This is a genomic window from Xanthomonas bonasiae (assembly GCF_014836395.1).
GTDB classification, from domain to species: Bacteria; Pseudomonadota; Gammaproteobacteria; order Xanthomonadales; family Xanthomonadaceae; genus Xanthomonas_A; species Xanthomonas_A bonasiae.
Genome location: NZ_JACSQX010000001.1, coordinates 454,084 through 468,813 on the forward strand (window position 1 = coordinate 454,084; position 14,730 = coordinate 468,813).

A 14,730-nucleotide genomic window follows, 5' to 3' on the forward strand; every position below is an offset into this window, starting at 1 on the left:
CCGCGAACGACTGGATGGTGATATGGCGGAACCGCACGTGGACAACGATCGTCTGATCTGGATCGACCTGGAAATGACCGGATTGGACACGGACAAGGATTCGATCATCGAGATCGCCACGGTGGTCACCGACAGTCAGCTCAACGTGCTGGCCGAGGGCCCGGAATTCGCCATCGCGCATCCGCTGCAGACGCTGCAGGCGATGGACGAGTGGAACCGCAACCAGCACCGGCATTCCGGACTGTGGCAGCGCGTGCTCGACAGCCAGGTCACCCTGGGCCAGGCCGAGGCGCAGACCGTTTCGTTCCTGGCGCAGTGGTGCAAGCCGGGCGCGTCGCCGATGTGCGGCAACTCGATCTGCCAGGACCGGCGCTTCCTGCACCGGCAGATGCCGCGGCTGGAGCGCTTCTTCCACTACCGCAACCTGGACGTGTCCACGCTGAAGGAACTGGCGCGGCGCTGGGCGCCGTCGGTCGCGTCGGGATTGAACAAGACCTCCTCGCACACCGCGCTCAGCGACGTGCACGATTCGATCGACGAACTGCGCTACTACCGCCCGTTCATGGGTGCGCTGGGCGGGCAGGGCAACGGCGCACGCTGAGTCGCGCTGCGCGACACGCAGGCCGCGCCTGCACGGCGCGGCCTTGCGGCAAGGCCAGCGTCACCGGGCCAGCGGCGGCCCTTGCTTGGTCTCGCCGTCGTCGGTCACGCCCTTCAGCAGCAGCTCGGCGATCGGACGCCCATCGGCGTCGTGGTGGTACACGTGCAGATCGCGCTGCGGGTAGGGAATGCTGAGTCCGTTCTCCAGCAACTGGTTGCGGATGTTCTCCAGCGTGCTGCTCTTGGCCGCGCCGAAGTCGCCGTTCCTGGCGTAGGCGAACAGCATCAGGTCCACCGTGCTCTCGCCCAGGTTGGTGACCTGCACGAACGGCGCCGGCGTCTCCAGGATGTTCGGATTGTCCTGGGCGATCTGCAGCAGCAACTGCTGCGCCTTCTTCAGATCGTCGCCATAGCCCACGCCCACCGTGATCTCCAGGCGCCGGTTGGGCAGGGTGCTGTAGTTGACGATCGGCGCGGTGGTGATGGTGCTGTTGGGCAGGGTGATCATGCGCTCGTCGAAGCTGCGGATGCGGGTCTGGAAGATCCGGATCTCGTCGACGATGCCTTCCTGGCCCGCCACCACCACGTGGTCGCCGTCGCGCATCGGCCGCAGCACGATCAGCATGACCCCCGAGGCGATGTTGGACAGCGAATCCTTCAGCGCCAGGCCGACCGCCAGCCCGGCCGCGCCGAGCACGGCGAACAGCGAGGTCGGCGGCACGCCGATCTTCTGCAGCGCGGTGACGAACACCAGCACCAGCAGCAACGCATAGGCGACGTTGCGCAGGAAGTTGCTGAGCGTGGTCTCCACCCGGGCGCGGACCAGCGCGCGCTGCAGCCACAGGCTCAGGCGCTTGGCGATCCACATCCCGAGCACCAGGATGATCAGCGCCACGCCCCAGTTGAGCGCGTATTGCGCCCAATCCAGGTCTCTCCAGTTGAACGGCTGCTGTGTCCGCGCCGCCGGTGCGGCGGAAGTCGCCGTCGCGACCGCCGCCAGCAACGTCGTTGCCGTGCCCATCAGCCGGCGGCTTTCAGCTTGGCCAGGCGCAGCCAGGTGTCGACCACGGTGTCAGGATTCAGCGACACCGACTCGATGCCTTCCTGCATCAGCCATTCGGCCAGGTCCGGATGGTCCGACGGCCCCTGGCCGCAGATGCCGACGTACTTGCCCTTGGCGCGCGCGGCCTTGATCGCCATCGACAGCAGCTTCTTGACCGCCGCGTTGCGCTCGTCGAACAGGTGCGCCACGATCGACGAATCGCGGTCCAGGCCCAGGGTCAGCTGGGTCAGGTCGTTGGAGCCGATCGAGAAGCCGTCGAAGATCTCCAGGAACTCGTCGGCCAGCAGCGCGTTGGACGGCAGCTCGCACATCATGATGATCTTCAGGCCGTTCTCGCCCTGCTTGAGCCCGTTCTTCTCCAGCACCTCGATGACCTTGCGGCCTTCTTCCAGGGTGCGCACGAACGGGATCATCACCCACATGTTGTCCAGGCCCATCTCGTTGCGGACCTTGAGCACGGCCTTGCACTCCAGCGCGAACGCGGCCGAGAAGCTCGGGTCGACGTAGCGGCTGGCGCCGCGGAAGCCGATCATCGGGTTCTCTTCGTGCGGCTCGTAGTTGCTGCCGCCGATCAGGTTGGCGTACTCGTTGGACTTGAAGTCGGACAGGCGCACGATCACCGGGTTCGGCGCCACCGACGCGGTCAGCGTGGCGATGCCTTCGGCCAGGCGGTTGACGTAGAAGCTGACCGGATCGGCATAACCGGCGATCTTCTCGTCGATCTTCTTCCTGGTCGCCGCGTCCTGCTTGGCGTATTCCAGCAGCGCGTTGGGATGGATGCCGATGTGCGCGGCGATGATCATCTCCAGCCGCGCCAGGCCGATGCCGGCATTGGGCAGCTGGCCGAAGTCGAACGCGCGCTCCGGATTGGCCACGTTCATCATGATCTTCAGCGGCGCCGGCGGCATGTTGCCCAGATCGGTGGTGGTGCGGTCGAACGGCAGCAGGTCGGCGTAGATGAAGCCGGTGTCGCCTTCGGCGCAACTCACCGTCACCTCGCGGCCGTCCTCGATCAGCTCCATCGCGTTGCCGGTGCCGACCACCGCCGGCACGCCCAGCTCGCGGGCGATGATCGCCGCGTGGCAGGTGCGGCCGCCGCGGTTGGTGACGATCGCCGAGGCGCGCTTCATCACCGGCTCCCAATCCGGATCGGTCATGTCCGCGACCAGCACGTCGCCGGGCTGCACCCGGCTCATGTCGTCCAGGCTGCGCACCACGCGGGCGACGCCGGCGCCGATCTTCTGGCCGATGGCGCGGCCTTCGGCGATCACCGTGCCGCGCTGTTCCAGCGCGAAACGCTCGATCTGGGTGGCGTGGCCACGCGATTTCACCGTCTCCGGGCGCGCCTGCACGATGAACAGCTTGCCGCTGACGCCGTCCTTCGCCCATTCGATGTCCATCGGCCGCTGGTAGTGCTTCTCGATCACCAGCGCCTGCTTGGACAGTTCCTGCACGTCCTCGTCGCTGATCGAGAAGGTGTTGCGCAGTTCGGCGGGGGTGTCTTCGATACGCACGCGCTCGCCGGGCACGTCCGAATACACCATGCGGATCATCTTGCTGCCCAGCGAACGGCGCAGGATCGCCGGCTTGCCGGCGGCGAGGGTGGGCTTGTAGACGTAGAACTCGTCGGGATTGACCGCGCCCTGCACGACCATTTCGCCGAGGCCGAAGCTCGAGGTAACGAACACCACGTCGCGGAAACCGGATTCGGTGTCGAGCGTGAACAGCACGCCGGCGGCGCCGACGCCCGAGCGCACCATCAGCTGCACGCCGGCCGACAGGAACACGTCCTCGTGCTTGAAGCCGTGGTGCACGCGATAGGCGATGGCGCGGTCGTTGTACAGGCTGGCGAAGACTTCCTTGACCTTGTGCAGCACGTCGTCGGCGCCGGTCACGTTGAGGAAGGTCTCCTGCTGGCCGGCGAAGCTGGCGTCGGGCAGGTCTTCGGCGGTGGCCGAGGAGCGCACCGCCACCGCGACGTCGCCGCCGCCGTTCTCGGCGCACAGCTGCGCGTAGGCCTCGCGGATCGCCTGGTCCAGCTCGGGCTGCAGCGGCGCATCGATGACCCAGCCGCGGATTTCCTTGCCGGCCAGGGTCAGCGCGCCGACGTCTTCCACGTCCAGCGTCGCCAGCTTGTCGAAGATGCGCTGATAGAGATTGTTGTGGGCGACGAACGCCTTGAACGCTTCGGCGGTGGTGGCGAAGCCGCCGGGTACCGAGACTCCCAAACCCGCCAGGTTGCCGATCATTTCGCCGAGGGAGGAGTTTTTGCCACCGACGCGGGCCAGGTCGGTCAGGCGCAACTCGTGCAACCAAAGGATGTTCTCGTTCAAGCGCGATGCTCCGTTGGGCCATCGCCCGAGGCGGGCAGAGTGGCCGCGTCCGTGGGGGAAGAAGCCGATATCATGCAGTGCGCACCCGAGTCGGCACAAGCTCGGCGGGGTGCATCCGTTGGGTTTCAGCAAGGAGAATCCAGGCAATGTCGACGATCCGACCGGTGTTCTACGTGTCCGATGGAACCGGTATCACCGCTGAAACCATTGGGCATAGCCTGCTCACCCAGTTCAGCGGTTTCAGCTTCGTCACCGACCGCATGTCGTTCGTAGACGATCCGGAAAAAGCGCGCGAGGCGGCGCAGCGCATCCATGCCGCGGGCGAGCGCTATCAGGTGCGGCCGATCGTGGTCAACTCCTGCGTCGATCCGCAGCTGAGCATGCTGCTGTCGGAAAGCGGGGCCTTGATGCTCGACGTGTTCGCGCCGTTCATCGAGCCGCTGGAGCGCGAATTGAACGCGCCGCGGCATTCGCGGGTGGGGCAGGCGCACGGCCTGGTCGATTTCGAGACCTACCACCGCCGCATCAACGCGATGAATTTCGCGCTGACCCACGACGACGGCATCGCGATCAACTACGACGAGGCCGACCTGATCCTGGTCGCCGTCTCGCGCGCCGGCAAGACGCCGACCTGCATCTACCTGGCGCTGCACTACGGCGTGCGTGCGGCCAACTATCCGCTGACCGAGGAGGATCTGGAGCACGACCGGCTGCCGCCGCGGTTGCGACCGTATCGCAACAAGCTGTTCGGGCTGACCATCGATCCGGATCGGCTGCAGCAGATCCGCCAGGAGCGGCGGCCGAATTCGCGCTATTCCAACCTGGAGACGTGCCGGCGCGAGGTGTCCGCGGCCGAGACCATGTTCAGGATGGAACGGATCCCGACCCTGAGCACCACGCATACCTCGATCGAGGAGATTTCCAGCAAGGTGCTGGCGACGCTGGGGCTGCAGCGCGAGATGTTCTGAAACGCCGCGGGGCGGAGCGGGCCGCCTGCGTGGAATCGGCAGAACGGCGGGGCGGTCGCACCGCCGCGCCGAGACTTCCAAGGTAGGCCGGCGCGGGCGATCCGTCAATGCTGCCGCGCCGGCGTTGCAACGTGTAGCATCGGCTCCATGCAGCACGCCCTGACCCGCAGCGAACGCATCCCCCGGCTGAGCCGATTCGGCTGGCTGATGGGGCTGTACGCCGAGAACTTCGTGCACCTGAACCGGCTGTTCGTGCCGTCCGACCTGGCCGTGGGCAGCTACCTGTCCTCGATCGGCGACGGCCTGGACCTGCGCCTGGACGTGATCGAGCACCACCGCTACACGGTGGAACTGCGCCTCACCTACGACCTGTGCGACCCGCTCACCGGCGAGCCGGATCCGTCGGCCTATGTGCGCCTGTACCGCGACGCGCGCCAGGCCGAGACCACGCATTGCTACGTCGGCCGCCGCTGGCAGGACGTGATGGGGCTGTATCCGCCGCCGGCGGAACTGATCAGCCACCGCATGCGCATGAACACCTTCCTCAGCAAGTGGCTGGAATACCTGGCCGAGCGCGGCCACGGCGTGGCCACGCTGAAGCCGGCCGGCCCGCTGCGGCGCCCGGCCGAGAACGCGACGCCAGCCGCGCCCTGACCGTTGGCCGCGGCGGATGCGGCATACTGCGCGCCCGCCGACTCGCCCGCCCGCCGCATGCCCTACACCCCGATCGTCGCCACGCTGGGCTACGTGCTGTCGCCCGACCGCTCCAAGGTGCTGCTGATCCATCGCAATGCGCGGCCCGGCGACCACCACCTGGGCAAGTACAACGGCCTGGGCGGCAAGGTCGAGGCGGACGAGGACGTGCTGGACGGCATGCGCCGCGAAATCCGCGAAGAAGCCGGCATCGAATGCGACGCGCTGCAACTGCGCGGCACGATCAGCTGGCCCGGCTTCGGCAAGCATGGCGAGGACTGGCTGGGCTTCCTGTTCCTGATCAGCGCCTACAGCGGCGAACCGTTCACCGAGAACGCCGAGGGCACGTTGGCCTGGGTGCCGGTGGCGGACATGGAAGCGCTGCCGCTGTGGGAGGGCGATCGCCACTTCCTGCCGCTGGTGTTCGACGGCGATCCGCGCCCGTTCCACGGGGTGATGCCGTACCGCGACGGGCGCATGCTGTCGTGGCGCTATTCGCGGGTCTGAGCACGCTCGCGCCTGCGCCCGGCTTGTCCACAGCGGCTGTGGATCGATCCTGCACAAGCCTGTGGGCAAGCACGGCAAGTCGCTGAAACTGCTGCTGCATTTTTCCGGCTGGCGAAAATTTCACCATTGCCGCCACGCTTCTCCACAGCGGGTGTGGATGGAACTGGCCGAACGCTGTGGATAAGGCCGCGATCGCGTTGCAGCGCAACGCCGGTCACCAGGCTGGCGAAAATTTCGCCAGCATCGAGCGCTGTTCCGAGCGGCGTCCATCTCGCCGAACGCGCCGCACGCTACTGCGCGGTCCAGCCGCCGTCGATGGCGATGGTCTGCGCAGTGATGTTGCGCGCCGCCGGCGAGGCCAGGAACGCGACGCAGCCGGCCAGTTCGTCGTAGTCGATGAACACGCCCTTGGGCATCGGCCTGAGCATCACCTGCGCGATCACGTCGGCTTCGGAAATGCCGCGGGTGCGCGCCTGGTCGGCGATCTGCTTGTCCACCAGCGGGGTTTTCACGTAGCTGGGGCACAGCGTATTGATGGTGATGTCGGTGTCGGCGGTTTCCAGCGCCACGGCCTTGGAGAACCCGACCAGGCCGTGCTTGGCGGCGACGTAGGCGCTCTTGTACGGGCTGGCCACCAGCGAGTGGATGCTGCCGATGTTGACGATGCGGCCGAAGCCGCGCTCACGCATGCCCGGCAGCACGGCCTGGGTCAGGCGCGCCACGCCGGTCAGCATCACCTCGATCAGCAGGCTCCATCTGGCCATCGGGAAGTCCTGCAGCGGCGCCACGTGCTGCAGCCCTGCGTTGTTGACCAGCACGTCCACAGGCCGCGAGATCGCCGCCAGCGCCGCGCCGATGCTGGCCTCGCTGGCTACGTCCAGCACCACCGCCTCGGCCGAGCCGCCGGCTTCGCGCAGCTGCGCGGCCACTGCCGCGGCCGCGTCCGCGTCCAAGTCGCTGACGACGATGTGGCGGCCGCCGGCGGCCAGTTCGCGGGCGATGCCGGCGCCGATGCCGCTGGCGGCACCGGTGATCAGGACGGTCTGCATGGGAAGCACCTGTCGGGAAGGGAAGGTGCGCAGCGTAGCAGCGCGGGGCGAGGGCGCCATGGCACCGGTCCTCGCCAGTGCGGTGGCGCCACGCTACCCTGTGCCGGTCGCACCCTTCTCACGCCGGATCCGCCACGCTATGCCGATGAAACGCCACTTTTCGATGCTGCGCGAATTCCAGTTGGCCGACTGGTTCACCCTGGCCAATGCCTTCTGCGGCACCGGCGCGGTGTTCGCGTCGATGCGCTTCCTGCAGGAGGGACGGCGCAGCGACCTGCTGATCGGCATGGCGCTGATCCCGCTGGCGTTCGTGTTCGATGCGCTGGACGGGCGCGTGGCGCGCTGGCGCAAGTCCTCGTCCACGCTCGGCCGCGAACTGGATTCGCTGGCCGACGTGATTTCCTTCGGCGTCGCCCCGGCGGCGCTGGCCTACGCCTGCGGCATGCAGGGCGGCTGGGACTGGCTGGTGCTGAGTTTCTTCGTGTGCTGCGGGGTCAGCCGCCTGGCGCGCTACAACGTCACCGCCGAGCAACTGGCCGGCGACGGCGACAAGGTGCCGTATTTCGAGGGCACGCCGATCCCGAGCAGCCTGGCGCTGGTGATCGTGCTCGCGGTCGCCGCGCACCTGGGCCATCTCGGCGATGCGCTGTGGTGGGGCGAATGGCGGCTGGGACCGTGGCTGCTGCACCCGCTGGTGCTGCTGTTCGCGCTGTCCGGTTCGCTGATGATCAGCAAGACCCTGCGCATTCCCAAGCCTTGAGCGGCGGCAGGTTGCTATCATCCCCGCCTGACCTGGGAGGGTGGCGATGAAGGCTAGCGGCGGCAGCGGTGCCGGCGATTTCGAAGCGTTGGCGCGGCAGTACTGGGGCGCGTGGAGCGATGCGTTGCGCCAGAGCGGCGCTGCGGCCGCGCAACAGCCCGCCGATGGTGCCGGCCACGGGTCGTGGCGCGAGGCGATCGACACCTGGGCGCAGTGGTTGCCGCGCGGCACCGGGGCGCAGGCCGAGGACGCGGTGTCGCAGTTGCAGCAGCAGGCCGGCGAGTGGTTCGGCGCGATGCAGCAGGTGGCCGCGCAGTTCGCCGGGCGCGATGCCAGCAGTGCCGACGTGGCCGAGGCCTGGAAGCAGCAGGTGCAGGGCCAGCGCGAGCAGATGCTGCAATGGCTGCTCGGCACCGCGCGCGGCGCCGGCCAGGCCGGCGTGGATCCCTGGCTGCAGCAGGCGGCGCAATGGCTGCAGGGCTGGCAGCGCGACAGCGGGCCGTGGCTGCAGATGCCGGGTTTCGGTCCGGGCCGCAACCACCATGCGCGCTGGCGCGCGCTGGCCAAGGCGCAGCAGGACTACCAGGCGCAGTTGCAGGCGTACATGGGCCAGTTGCAGGGCGCGATCGATCGCGCCTTCGGCGTGTTCGAGGCCAAGCTGCGCGAGCACGAGGATCCGGGCCGCCAGCTGACCAACGCGCGGGCGATGTTCGACCTGTGGATCGACGCCGCCGAAGAGGCCTACGCCGCGTCCGCGTTGTCGGAAGAATTCCGCGAGGTCTACGCCGGCTTCGCCAATGCGCAGATGCGCCTGCGTGCGCTGCTGCAACGCGAGACCGAGCAGCTGTGCGAGCAGTTGGGCCTGCCCACCCGCACCGAGCTGGATGCCGCGCATCGGCATATCGCCGATCTGGAGCGGCGGCTGCGCCGGCTGGAGCGGGGCGCTGCGCCGGCCGCCGCGGCGGCGCCATCGGAACGAACCGCGAGCGGTAAGGCAGCGTCGCGTCCGCCGTTGCGATCCAGGCCTGCGCCCGCTGCGCCGTCCAAGGCGGCTGGCACGAGGACCAGAGCCGCTGCCAAGCCCTCCGTTGCGCGCGCCGCTTCAACGTCCAAGCCACCGGCCAAGTCCAAGCCCGTTGCGAAGCCGAAGTCCAGGCCCGCCGCGAAACCCAAACCCGCTGCGCCCAAGCCGGCACGCGGCAAGTCGGGCGCCGCGCCGCGCCGGAGCCGCGCATGAAAGGGCCATTGAGCTTCAGCAGCGACGACCTGCTGCAGGAAACCCTGGAGCTGCAGCGCAAGCTGATGGAAGGGCTGCGCGTGCTGCCGGGGCTGGACGACGTGCAGTACGGCGTCACCGAGCGGCAGGAGGTGTGGCGCGACGGCAAGGTGGTGCTGTACCGCTTCGTCGGCGAGCGGCCGCCCACCGCGAAGGTGCCGCTGCTGATCGTCTATGCGCTGGTCAACCGTCCGTACATGGTCGACCTGCAGGCCGACCGCTCGCTGGTCAAGGGCCTGCTGGCGCTGGGCGAGGACGTCTACGTGCTGGACTGGGGCTATCCCGACCGTTCCGAGCGCTACCTGACCCTGGAAGACTATCTGCTGCGCTACATCGACGGCGCGGTCGATCACCTGCGCGAGGCCGCTGCCGGTGCGCCGGTCAACGTGCTCGGCATCTGCCAGGGCGGCACCTTCTCGCTGTGCTACGCGGCGCTGCAGCCGCACAAGGTCCGCAACCTGGTGACGATGGTGACGCCGGTGGATTTCCACACCCCGGACAACATGCTGTCCAACTGGGCACGGCAGGTGGACGTGGACCTGTTCGTGGACACGCTGGGCAACGTGCCGGCGGACCTGATGAACGCCAGCTACCTGATGCTCAAGCCTTTCCGGCTGAACCTGCAGAAGTACGTGGGGCTGCTGGACATCCTCGACGATCCGCGTGCGTTGGAGGATTTCCTGCGCATGGAGAAATGGATCTTCGATTCGCCCGACCTGGCCGGCGAGACCTTCCGCGAGTTCGTCAAGCAGTTCTACCAGGACAACGCGCTGGTGCACGGCCGCGCGCGCATCGGCGAGCACGCGGTGGACCTGGCCAAGGTCGCCATGCCGGTGCTCAACATCTACGCCGAACAGGACCATCTAGTGCCGCCGGACGCCTCGCGCGCGCTGCGCGGCCTGGTCGGCAGCGACGACTATGCCGAACTCAGTTTCCGCGGCGGCCACATCGGCATCTACGTGTCCGGCCGCGCGCAGCGCGAAGTGCCGGCGGCGCTGCATCGCTGGCTGGCCGAGCGCGATGGTGGCGAGTGAAGGCGTGATGCGGCGCGCCGCGCCATGTCCGCGCAGGCTCGGTGCGCGCCTGCTGGCGTTCGGCCTGGTCTGCGTCTGCGCGGTCGCCGCGGCCGCGCCGTCGCCGGTCGCCGAACGCGAAATCGACGCGCTGCTGGCGGCCTTTCAGGCCTCGCCGTGCCGGTTCCAGCGCAACGGCAGCTGGTATCCGGCGGCGGAGGCCAAGGCGCATCTGCAGCGCAAGTACGACTACCTGCGCAAGCGCGACCTGGCCGCCAGCGCGGAGCAGTTCATCGAGCGCGGCGCGAGCCGCAGCAGCAGCAGCGGCAAGGCCTACCGGGTGGCCTGTCCGGGCCAGCCGGAGCAGGACGCGGCGAACTGGTTCGCACAGCAGTTGGCCGCGCTGCGCCGTCACGCCGCATCCGCGCCGCCGCGCCCAGACTGAGCGCGCATTCGTCGCAGGAGCCGCCGCCATGTCCCAGTCCACCCCAACCCTGTCGCGCTCGCTCAACGACCGCATGCTCGCCGGCGTGATCGGCGGCATCGCGCACCGCTTCGGCTGGAGCGCGACGCTGCTGCGCGTGGTCTACGTGGTCGGTTCGATCGCCTCGGCCGCGTTCCCCGGCATCCTGGTGTATCTGATCCTGTGGCTGCTGATTCCCAACGAAGCCGATTGACGCGGCAGGCGCTGGCCGCGCTGCGCCTGGCCGGTTTCGCGCTCGGCGCGCTGTGGACCTCGCCCAATACGCTGCTCGGCCTGGTCGCCGGCGTCGCCGGCATGCCGTTCGGCGCGCGCGCGCGGATCAGCCGGCGCGAGCTGGCGCTGGTGTTCGACCGCTTCCCCTGGGGACCGCGCGGCGCGTTGACGCTCGGCACCGTGATCCTGGTCAGCGCCGACGACCTGGACGTGGCCTGCGCCACCTACGAACATGCCGCCGGCCGCTGCCGGCATCCGAACGTGCGCCTGGGCGACCACGAGCGCGCCCACGTGCTGCAATATCTGCTGCTCGGTCCCTTGTTCCTGCCGGTGTACTTCGCCTGCGGCGGGATCGGCGTACGCAACCCGTTCGAACGCGCCGCCGACCGCTACGCCTTGCGCGGCCGCGGCTGGTGGCCGGGACGGCGCTGAGGCTCAGTCGAGCCGGCCGAAGCCGAACAATCGCTTGAGCGGATGCGCGCGGCGCTCGATCTGCGCGCGCAGCAGGCCGGCGCCGAGCATGCTGTAGGTGATGCCGTTGCCGCCATAGGCCATCGCGAACTGCATGCGCGGCCCGTGTTGCGGGTGCGGGCCGAAGAACGGCAGGCCATCGGCGGTCTCGGCGAAGGTGCCGGCCCAGGCGAAGGTCGGCTGCAGTTCCAGCCCCGGCATCGCCTTGGCGATCTTGCGGCACAGCGTGCGCGCCTTGCTGTCCACGCGTGCATCGCGGCGCGCGGGAATGTCCACGCTGTCGTCCTCGCCACCGGCGACGATGCGGCCGTTGCCGGTGCTGCGCAGGTACAGATAGGGGCGCGCGCTTTCCCACACCATGGTGTCCTTCAGCGCACCGAGCTGGGCGTCGTCCAGCGGATCGCTGACGAAGGCGTAGCTGCTGCGGTTCCTGGCCACGCGCTGGTCCAGCCAGCCCTGGCTGGCATAACCGGCCGCCATCACCACGTGCCCGGCGCGCACCTGCACGCCTTGCTCGGTGCGCAGGGTGGCGCCGCGGCCGTTCACCTGGATATCGGCGATGCGCGTGCGGTCGTAGACGCCGGCGCCGCGCTTGTGTGCGCGGCCGAGCAGGCGGTAGGTGAGGCGATACGGATCGACGCGCGCGGCCTGGTGGCTGAGGATCGCGCCGTGCGCCTCGACCCCGTACACGCTGCGCAACGCCTGCGCATCCAGCCATTCCACCTCCAGGCCATGGCGCGCGCGCAGCTGCAGTTCCTGCTGCAGCACGCGCACGTGGCGACGGCGGCTGGCGTAGTACAGGCTGTCGTTCCAGCCGAAGTCGACGTCGCGCAGCGGCCGCACCAGCGCACGCAGCTGTTCCAGCGCCTGCGCGCAGGACCGGTAGGCGAGGGCGGCGGCGTCCTCGTCGTAGCGCTTGGCCAGGTCGAGCATGTGCGTGTCGATCTCGTACTGCAGCAGCGCGGTGCTGGCCGCGGTGCTGCCCCAGCCGATGTCGCGTTGCTCCAGCACCGCGACATCATGGCCATGCGCGACCAGTTCGTCGGCGATCAAGGCCGCAGTGATGCCGCCGCCGACGATCGCCACGTCGCAGCGCAGTTCGCTGCGCAACTGCGGGAAGCTCTGCATCAGGCCGTTGCGCACCGACCAGAAGGGGTAGCCGCTCTTGAGATCCATACATGCCGATTGCGGTGGGAGGTGCGCGACTAACGCTCAGATTCGGTTAAACCGGCGTGAGGCCGGCGTAAGTCATGTGCGGGCAAACAGCCGCGATTAACCTGCGTGGAGAAAGTCCTCACGATGCGCTGTGTAGGCTGCGCGCCAGTTCCACGAATTCCCAGCAGAGGAAGTGTCATGTCGGTCGTTCTGTATATCGGTGGCAGCAAGGATGGCCAGAAGGGCGTGATGCCCTATGGCTTCAGCAAATCGATGAAGGAAACCGACGAGGGGCCGGAGATCTATGTCGAGCGCGTGCTCGCGCTGAGCGATCGCCGGGTCCGGATCATGGCGCTGGAATCGCTGCAGGAGGAGATCGTGGTGGAACGCTTGCACCAGTACTATTCGCGTTGACGCCGGCATGCGAACCCCGGTGTGGTCGCCCGCCTAGCAGGGCCAGCAGCGGTTCGCATCGATCTTTTCTCGACCATGCCCGCACCTGACTCCAGCAATCTGCCGCGCGTCACCGTCCACGAAAGCACCACGGCCGATCTGTCCGAGCACCGTAGCGACATCTTCTTCGCCGCCGTGGAAACCACGCGGATGCCGATGATCGTCACCGATCCGCGGCAGGCGGACAATCCCATCGTGTTCGTCAACCGCGCCTTTCTGGAAATGACCGGCTACAGCAGCGAAGAGCTGCTCGGCAACAACTGTCGCTTCCTGCAGGGGCCGGACACCGATCGCGACACCGTGGACAGCGTGCGCGAGGCGATCGCCGCGCGCAACGAAGTGGCGGTGGAGATCCTCAACTACCGCAAGGACGGTTCCAGCTTCTGGAACGCGTTGTTCATCTCGCCGGTCTACAACGAGCACGGCGAGCTGGTCTATTATTTCGGCTCGCAGCTGGACGTCAGCCGCCGCCGCGATACCGAGGACGCGTTGCGCCAGGCGCAGAAGATGGAGGCGCTGGGCCAGCTGACCGGCGGCATCGCGCACGACTTCAACAACCTGCTGCAGGTCATGTCCGGCTACCTGGAATTGATCGAGCATGGCCTGGAGCGCGAGCCGCTGGATCCGGCGCGGCTGCGCAAGAGCGTGGAGCGCGCGCGCGACGCGTCCGGCCAGGCCGCAAGGCTGACCCAGCAACTGCTGGCCTTCGCGCGCAAGCAGAAGCTGGAAGGGCGCGTGCTCAACCTCAATACGCTGGTCGCCGGCATGAGCGACGTCGCCGAGCGCACCTTGGGCGACGGCATCGCGTTCGCGCTGGACCTGGCGCCGGACCTGCGCAACTGCCGCATCGATCCGACCCAGGCCGAAGTGGCGCTGCTGAACATCCTGATCAACGCGCGCGATGCGATGGCCGAGCAACCTGCGCGGCGCTTAGTGATCCAGACCCGCAACGTCACGATCCGCGCCGACGAGCCCACCACCTACGACAATCTGCTGCCCGGTCACTACGTCTGCGTGTCGGTCACCGACAACGGCAGCGGCATGTCCGCGGACGTGCTGGCCCACGTGCTGGATCCGTTCTTCACCACCAAGGACGAGGGCAAGGGCACCGGCCTGGGCCTGTCGATGGTCTACGGCTTCGCCAAACAGTCCGGCGGCGCGGTGCGGCTGTATTCGGAGGAGGGCCACGGCACCACGGTGCGGCTGTACTTCCCGATCGACGACAACGTCGAGAACCTGGCGCCGCGCGACGCGCGCGCCCGCCGCGCCTCCGACCGGCAGGGCAACGAGACGATCCTGATCGTGGAGGACCGGCCGGACATCGCCGAGCTGGCGCGGCTGTTCCTGGAGGACCAGGGCTACGCCACCCACGTCGTGCACAACGCGCGCGAAGCGCTGGAACTGGTCGACAACGGGCTGCAGGTGGACCTGCTGTATTCGGACCTGATCATGCCCGGCGGCCTCAACGGGGTGATGCTGGCGCGCGAAGTGCGGCGGCGCCGGCCCAAGATCAAGGTGCTGCTGACCACCGGCTATGCGGAGACCTCGATCGAGCGTACCGATGCCGGCGGCACCGAATTCGACGTGCTGTCCAAGCCGTACAACCGCCAGGAGCTGATCCGCAAGGTGCGCATCGTGCTGGACGGCCCCACTGGCGTGAGCTGATGCGGACAAGTCGGCCCGCGGCGTGAG

General features: G+C 68.2%; 16 protein-coding genes. 12 read left to right on the forward strand and 4 right to left on the reverse strand.

Annotation, left to right across the window (positions count from 1 at the left end):
* Nucleotides 1-22: 22 nt before the first annotated feature.
* Nucleotides 23-601, forward strand: a complete 579-nt coding sequence (gene orn / locus H9658_RS01975; RefSeq protein WP_179564886.1) for an oligoribonuclease — start codon at nt 23-25, stop codon at nt 599-601.
* 60 nt (nt 602-661) lie between these two features.
* On the opposite strand, the gene H9658_RS01980 is transcribed toward orn, so the two are convergent.
* Complete coding sequence (locus H9658_RS01980) at nt 662-1,621, reverse strand: mechanosensitive ion channel family protein (protein ID WP_191824152.1); 960 nt, start codon at nt 1,619-1,621, stop codon at nt 662-664.
* Nucleotides 1,621-3,996: a phosphoenolpyruvate synthase gene (gene ppsA / locus H9658_RS01985; RefSeq protein WP_191824153.1), complete on the reverse strand. Its 2,376-nt coding sequence runs from the start codon at nt 3,994-3,996 to the stop codon at nt 1,621-1,623. The genes H9658_RS01980 and ppsA overlap by 1 nt, the downstream gene beginning before the upstream one ends.
* Before the next feature lie 146 nt (nt 3,997-4,142).
* Here ppsA and ppsR point away from each other — a divergent pair, with 146 nt between their 5' ends.
* The 3 genes from ppsR (at nt 4,143) to H9658_RS02000 (ending at nt 6,164) form a co-directional block, all read left to right on the forward strand.
* Nucleotides 4,143-4,964, forward strand: a complete 822-nt coding sequence (ppsR, locus tag H9658_RS01990; RefSeq protein WP_003474590.1) for a posphoenolpyruvate synthetase regulatory kinase/phosphorylase PpsR — start codon at nt 4,143-4,145, stop codon at nt 4,962-4,964.
* A gap of 147 nt (nt 4,965-5,111) precedes the next feature.
* Nucleotides 5,112-5,618, forward strand: a complete 507-nt coding sequence (locus tag H9658_RS01995; RefSeq protein WP_191824154.1) for a DUF1249 domain-containing protein — start codon at nt 5,112-5,114, stop codon at nt 5,616-5,618.
* A 57-nt stretch (nt 5,619-5,675) separates the two neighbouring features.
* On the forward strand, nt 5,676-6,164 hold the full coding sequence (locus H9658_RS02000; RefSeq protein ID WP_179564878.1) for an NUDIX hydrolase: 489 nt from the start codon (nt 5,676-5,678) through the stop codon (nt 6,162-6,164).
* A gap of 290 nt (nt 6,165-6,454) precedes the next feature.
* Here the strand turns inward: H9658_RS02000 and H9658_RS02005 are convergent, their stop codons facing one another.
* Nucleotides 6,455-7,213, reverse strand: a complete 759-nt coding sequence (locus H9658_RS02005; RefSeq protein ID WP_191824155.1) for a 3-hydroxybutyrate dehydrogenase — start codon at nt 7,211-7,213, stop codon at nt 6,455-6,457.
* 145 nt (nt 7,214-7,358) lie between these two features.
* On the opposite strand from H9658_RS02005, the gene H9658_RS02010 reads away from it, so the two are divergent.
* Genes H9658_RS02010 through H9658_RS02035 form a run of 6 tightly spaced genes read left to right on the forward strand, consistent with a single transcriptional unit; the run spans nt 7,359 to nt 11,391 of the window.
* On the forward strand, nt 7,359-7,973 hold the full coding sequence (locus H9658_RS02010) for a CDP-alcohol phosphatidyltransferase family protein (RefSeq protein ID WP_191824156.1): 615 nt from the start codon (nt 7,359-7,361) through the stop codon (nt 7,971-7,973).
* Nucleotides 7,974-8,019: 46 nt separating this feature from the next.
* Nucleotides 8,020-9,210: a class III poly(R)-hydroxyalkanoic acid synthase subunit PhaE gene (gene phaE / locus H9658_RS02015; protein ID WP_191824157.1), complete on the forward strand. Its 1,191-nt coding sequence runs from the start codon at nt 8,020-8,022 to the stop codon at nt 9,208-9,210.
* The gene (locus H9658_RS02020) at nt 9,207-10,283 is read left to right on the forward strand and encodes a class III poly(R)-hydroxyalkanoic acid synthase subunit PhaC (protein ID WP_179564870.1); all 1,077 of its coding nucleotides are present in this window, start codon (nt 9,207-9,209) and stop codon (nt 10,281-10,283) included. Before phaE ends, H9658_RS02020 begins: the two co-directional genes overlap by 4 nt.
* Before the next feature lie 7 nt (nt 10,284-10,290).
* On the forward strand, nt 10,291-10,707 hold the full coding sequence (locus tag H9658_RS02025) for a DUF5329 family protein (RefSeq protein ID WP_191824275.1): 417 nt from the start codon (nt 10,291-10,293) through the stop codon (nt 10,705-10,707).
* Nucleotides 10,708-10,735: 28 nt separating this feature from the next.
* A complete protein-coding gene (locus H9658_RS02030) occupies nt 10,736-10,939 on the forward strand; it encodes a PspC domain-containing protein (protein WP_179564868.1) in 204 nt (67 codons plus the stop codon).
* On the forward strand, nt 10,936-11,391 hold the full coding sequence (locus tag H9658_RS02035) for a hypothetical protein (protein WP_191824158.1): 456 nt from the start codon (nt 10,936-10,938) through the stop codon (nt 11,389-11,391). Before H9658_RS02030 ends, H9658_RS02035 begins: the two co-directional genes overlap by 4 nt.
* 3 nt (nt 11,392-11,394) lie before the next feature.
* On the opposite strand, the gene H9658_RS02040 is transcribed toward H9658_RS02035, so the two are convergent.
* Nucleotides 11,395-12,606, reverse strand: a complete 1,212-nt coding sequence (locus H9658_RS02040; RefSeq protein ID WP_191824159.1) for an NAD(P)/FAD-dependent oxidoreductase — start codon at nt 12,604-12,606, stop codon at nt 11,395-11,397.
* A gap of 177 nt (nt 12,607-12,783) precedes the next feature.
* On the opposite strand from H9658_RS02040, the gene H9658_RS02045 reads away from it, so the two are divergent.
* A complete protein-coding gene (locus tag H9658_RS02045; RefSeq protein WP_179564862.1) occupies nt 12,784-12,999 on the forward strand; it encodes a hypothetical protein in 216 nt (71 codons plus the stop codon).
* 75 nt (nt 13,000-13,074) lie between these two features.
* On the forward strand, nt 13,075-14,703 hold the full coding sequence (locus tag H9658_RS02050; protein WP_179564860.1) for a hybrid sensor histidine kinase/response regulator: 1,629 nt from the start codon (nt 13,075-13,077) through the stop codon (nt 14,701-14,703).
* The last annotated feature ends 27 nt before the right edge of the window (nt 14,704-14,730 follow it).

Bases quoted from the DNA above. Each gene is read 5' to 3' on its own strand.
- H9658_RS02045 (WP_179564862.1), top strand. From the start codon at position 12,784: ATGTCGGTCGTTCTGTATATCGGTGGCAGCAAGGATGGCCAGAAGGGC.
- H9658_RS02040 (WP_191824159.1), bottom strand. From the start codon at position 12,606: ATGGATCTCAAGAGCGGCTACCCCTTCTGGTCGGTGCGCAACGGCCTG.
- H9658_RS02050 (WP_179564860.1), top strand. From the start codon at position 13,075: ATGCCCGCACCTGACTCCAGCAATCTGCCGCGCGTCACCGTCCACGAA.
- ppsR (WP_003474590.1), top strand. From the start codon at position 4,143: ATGTCGACGATCCGACCGGTGTTCTACGTGTCCGATGGAACCGGTATC.
- phaE (WP_191824157.1), top strand. From the start codon at position 8,020: ATGAAGGCTAGCGGCGGCAGCGGTGCCGGCGATTTCGAAGCGTTGGCG.
- orn (WP_179564886.1), top strand. From the start codon at position 23: ATGGCGGAACCGCACGTGGACAACGATCGTCTGATCTGGATCGACCTG.
- H9658_RS02000 (WP_179564878.1), top strand. From the start codon at position 5,676: ATGCCCTACACCCCGATCGTCGCCACGCTGGGCTACGTGCTGTCGCCC.
- H9658_RS02025 (WP_191824275.1), top strand. From the start codon at position 10,291: ATGCGGCGCGCCGCGCCATGTCCGCGCAGGCTCGGTGCGCGCCTGCTG.
- H9658_RS02020 (WP_179564870.1), top strand. From the start codon at position 9,207: ATGAAAGGGCCATTGAGCTTCAGCAGCGACGACCTGCTGCAGGAAACC.
- H9658_RS02010 (WP_191824156.1), top strand. From the start codon at position 7,359: ATGAAACGCCACTTTTCGATGCTGCGCGAATTCCAGTTGGCCGACTGG.
- H9658_RS01980 (WP_191824152.1), bottom strand. From the start codon at position 1,621: ATGGGCACGGCAACGACGTTGCTGGCGGCGGTCGCGACGGCGACTTCC.
- H9658_RS02005 (WP_191824155.1), bottom strand. From the start codon at position 7,213: ATGCAGACCGTCCTGATCACCGGTGCCGCCAGCGGCATCGGCGCCGGC.
- H9658_RS02030 (WP_179564868.1), top strand. From the start codon at position 10,736: ATGTCCCAGTCCACCCCAACCCTGTCGCGCTCGCTCAACGACCGCATG.
- H9658_RS01995 (WP_191824154.1), top strand. From the start codon at position 5,112: ATGCAGCACGCCCTGACCCGCAGCGAACGCATCCCCCGGCTGAGCCGA.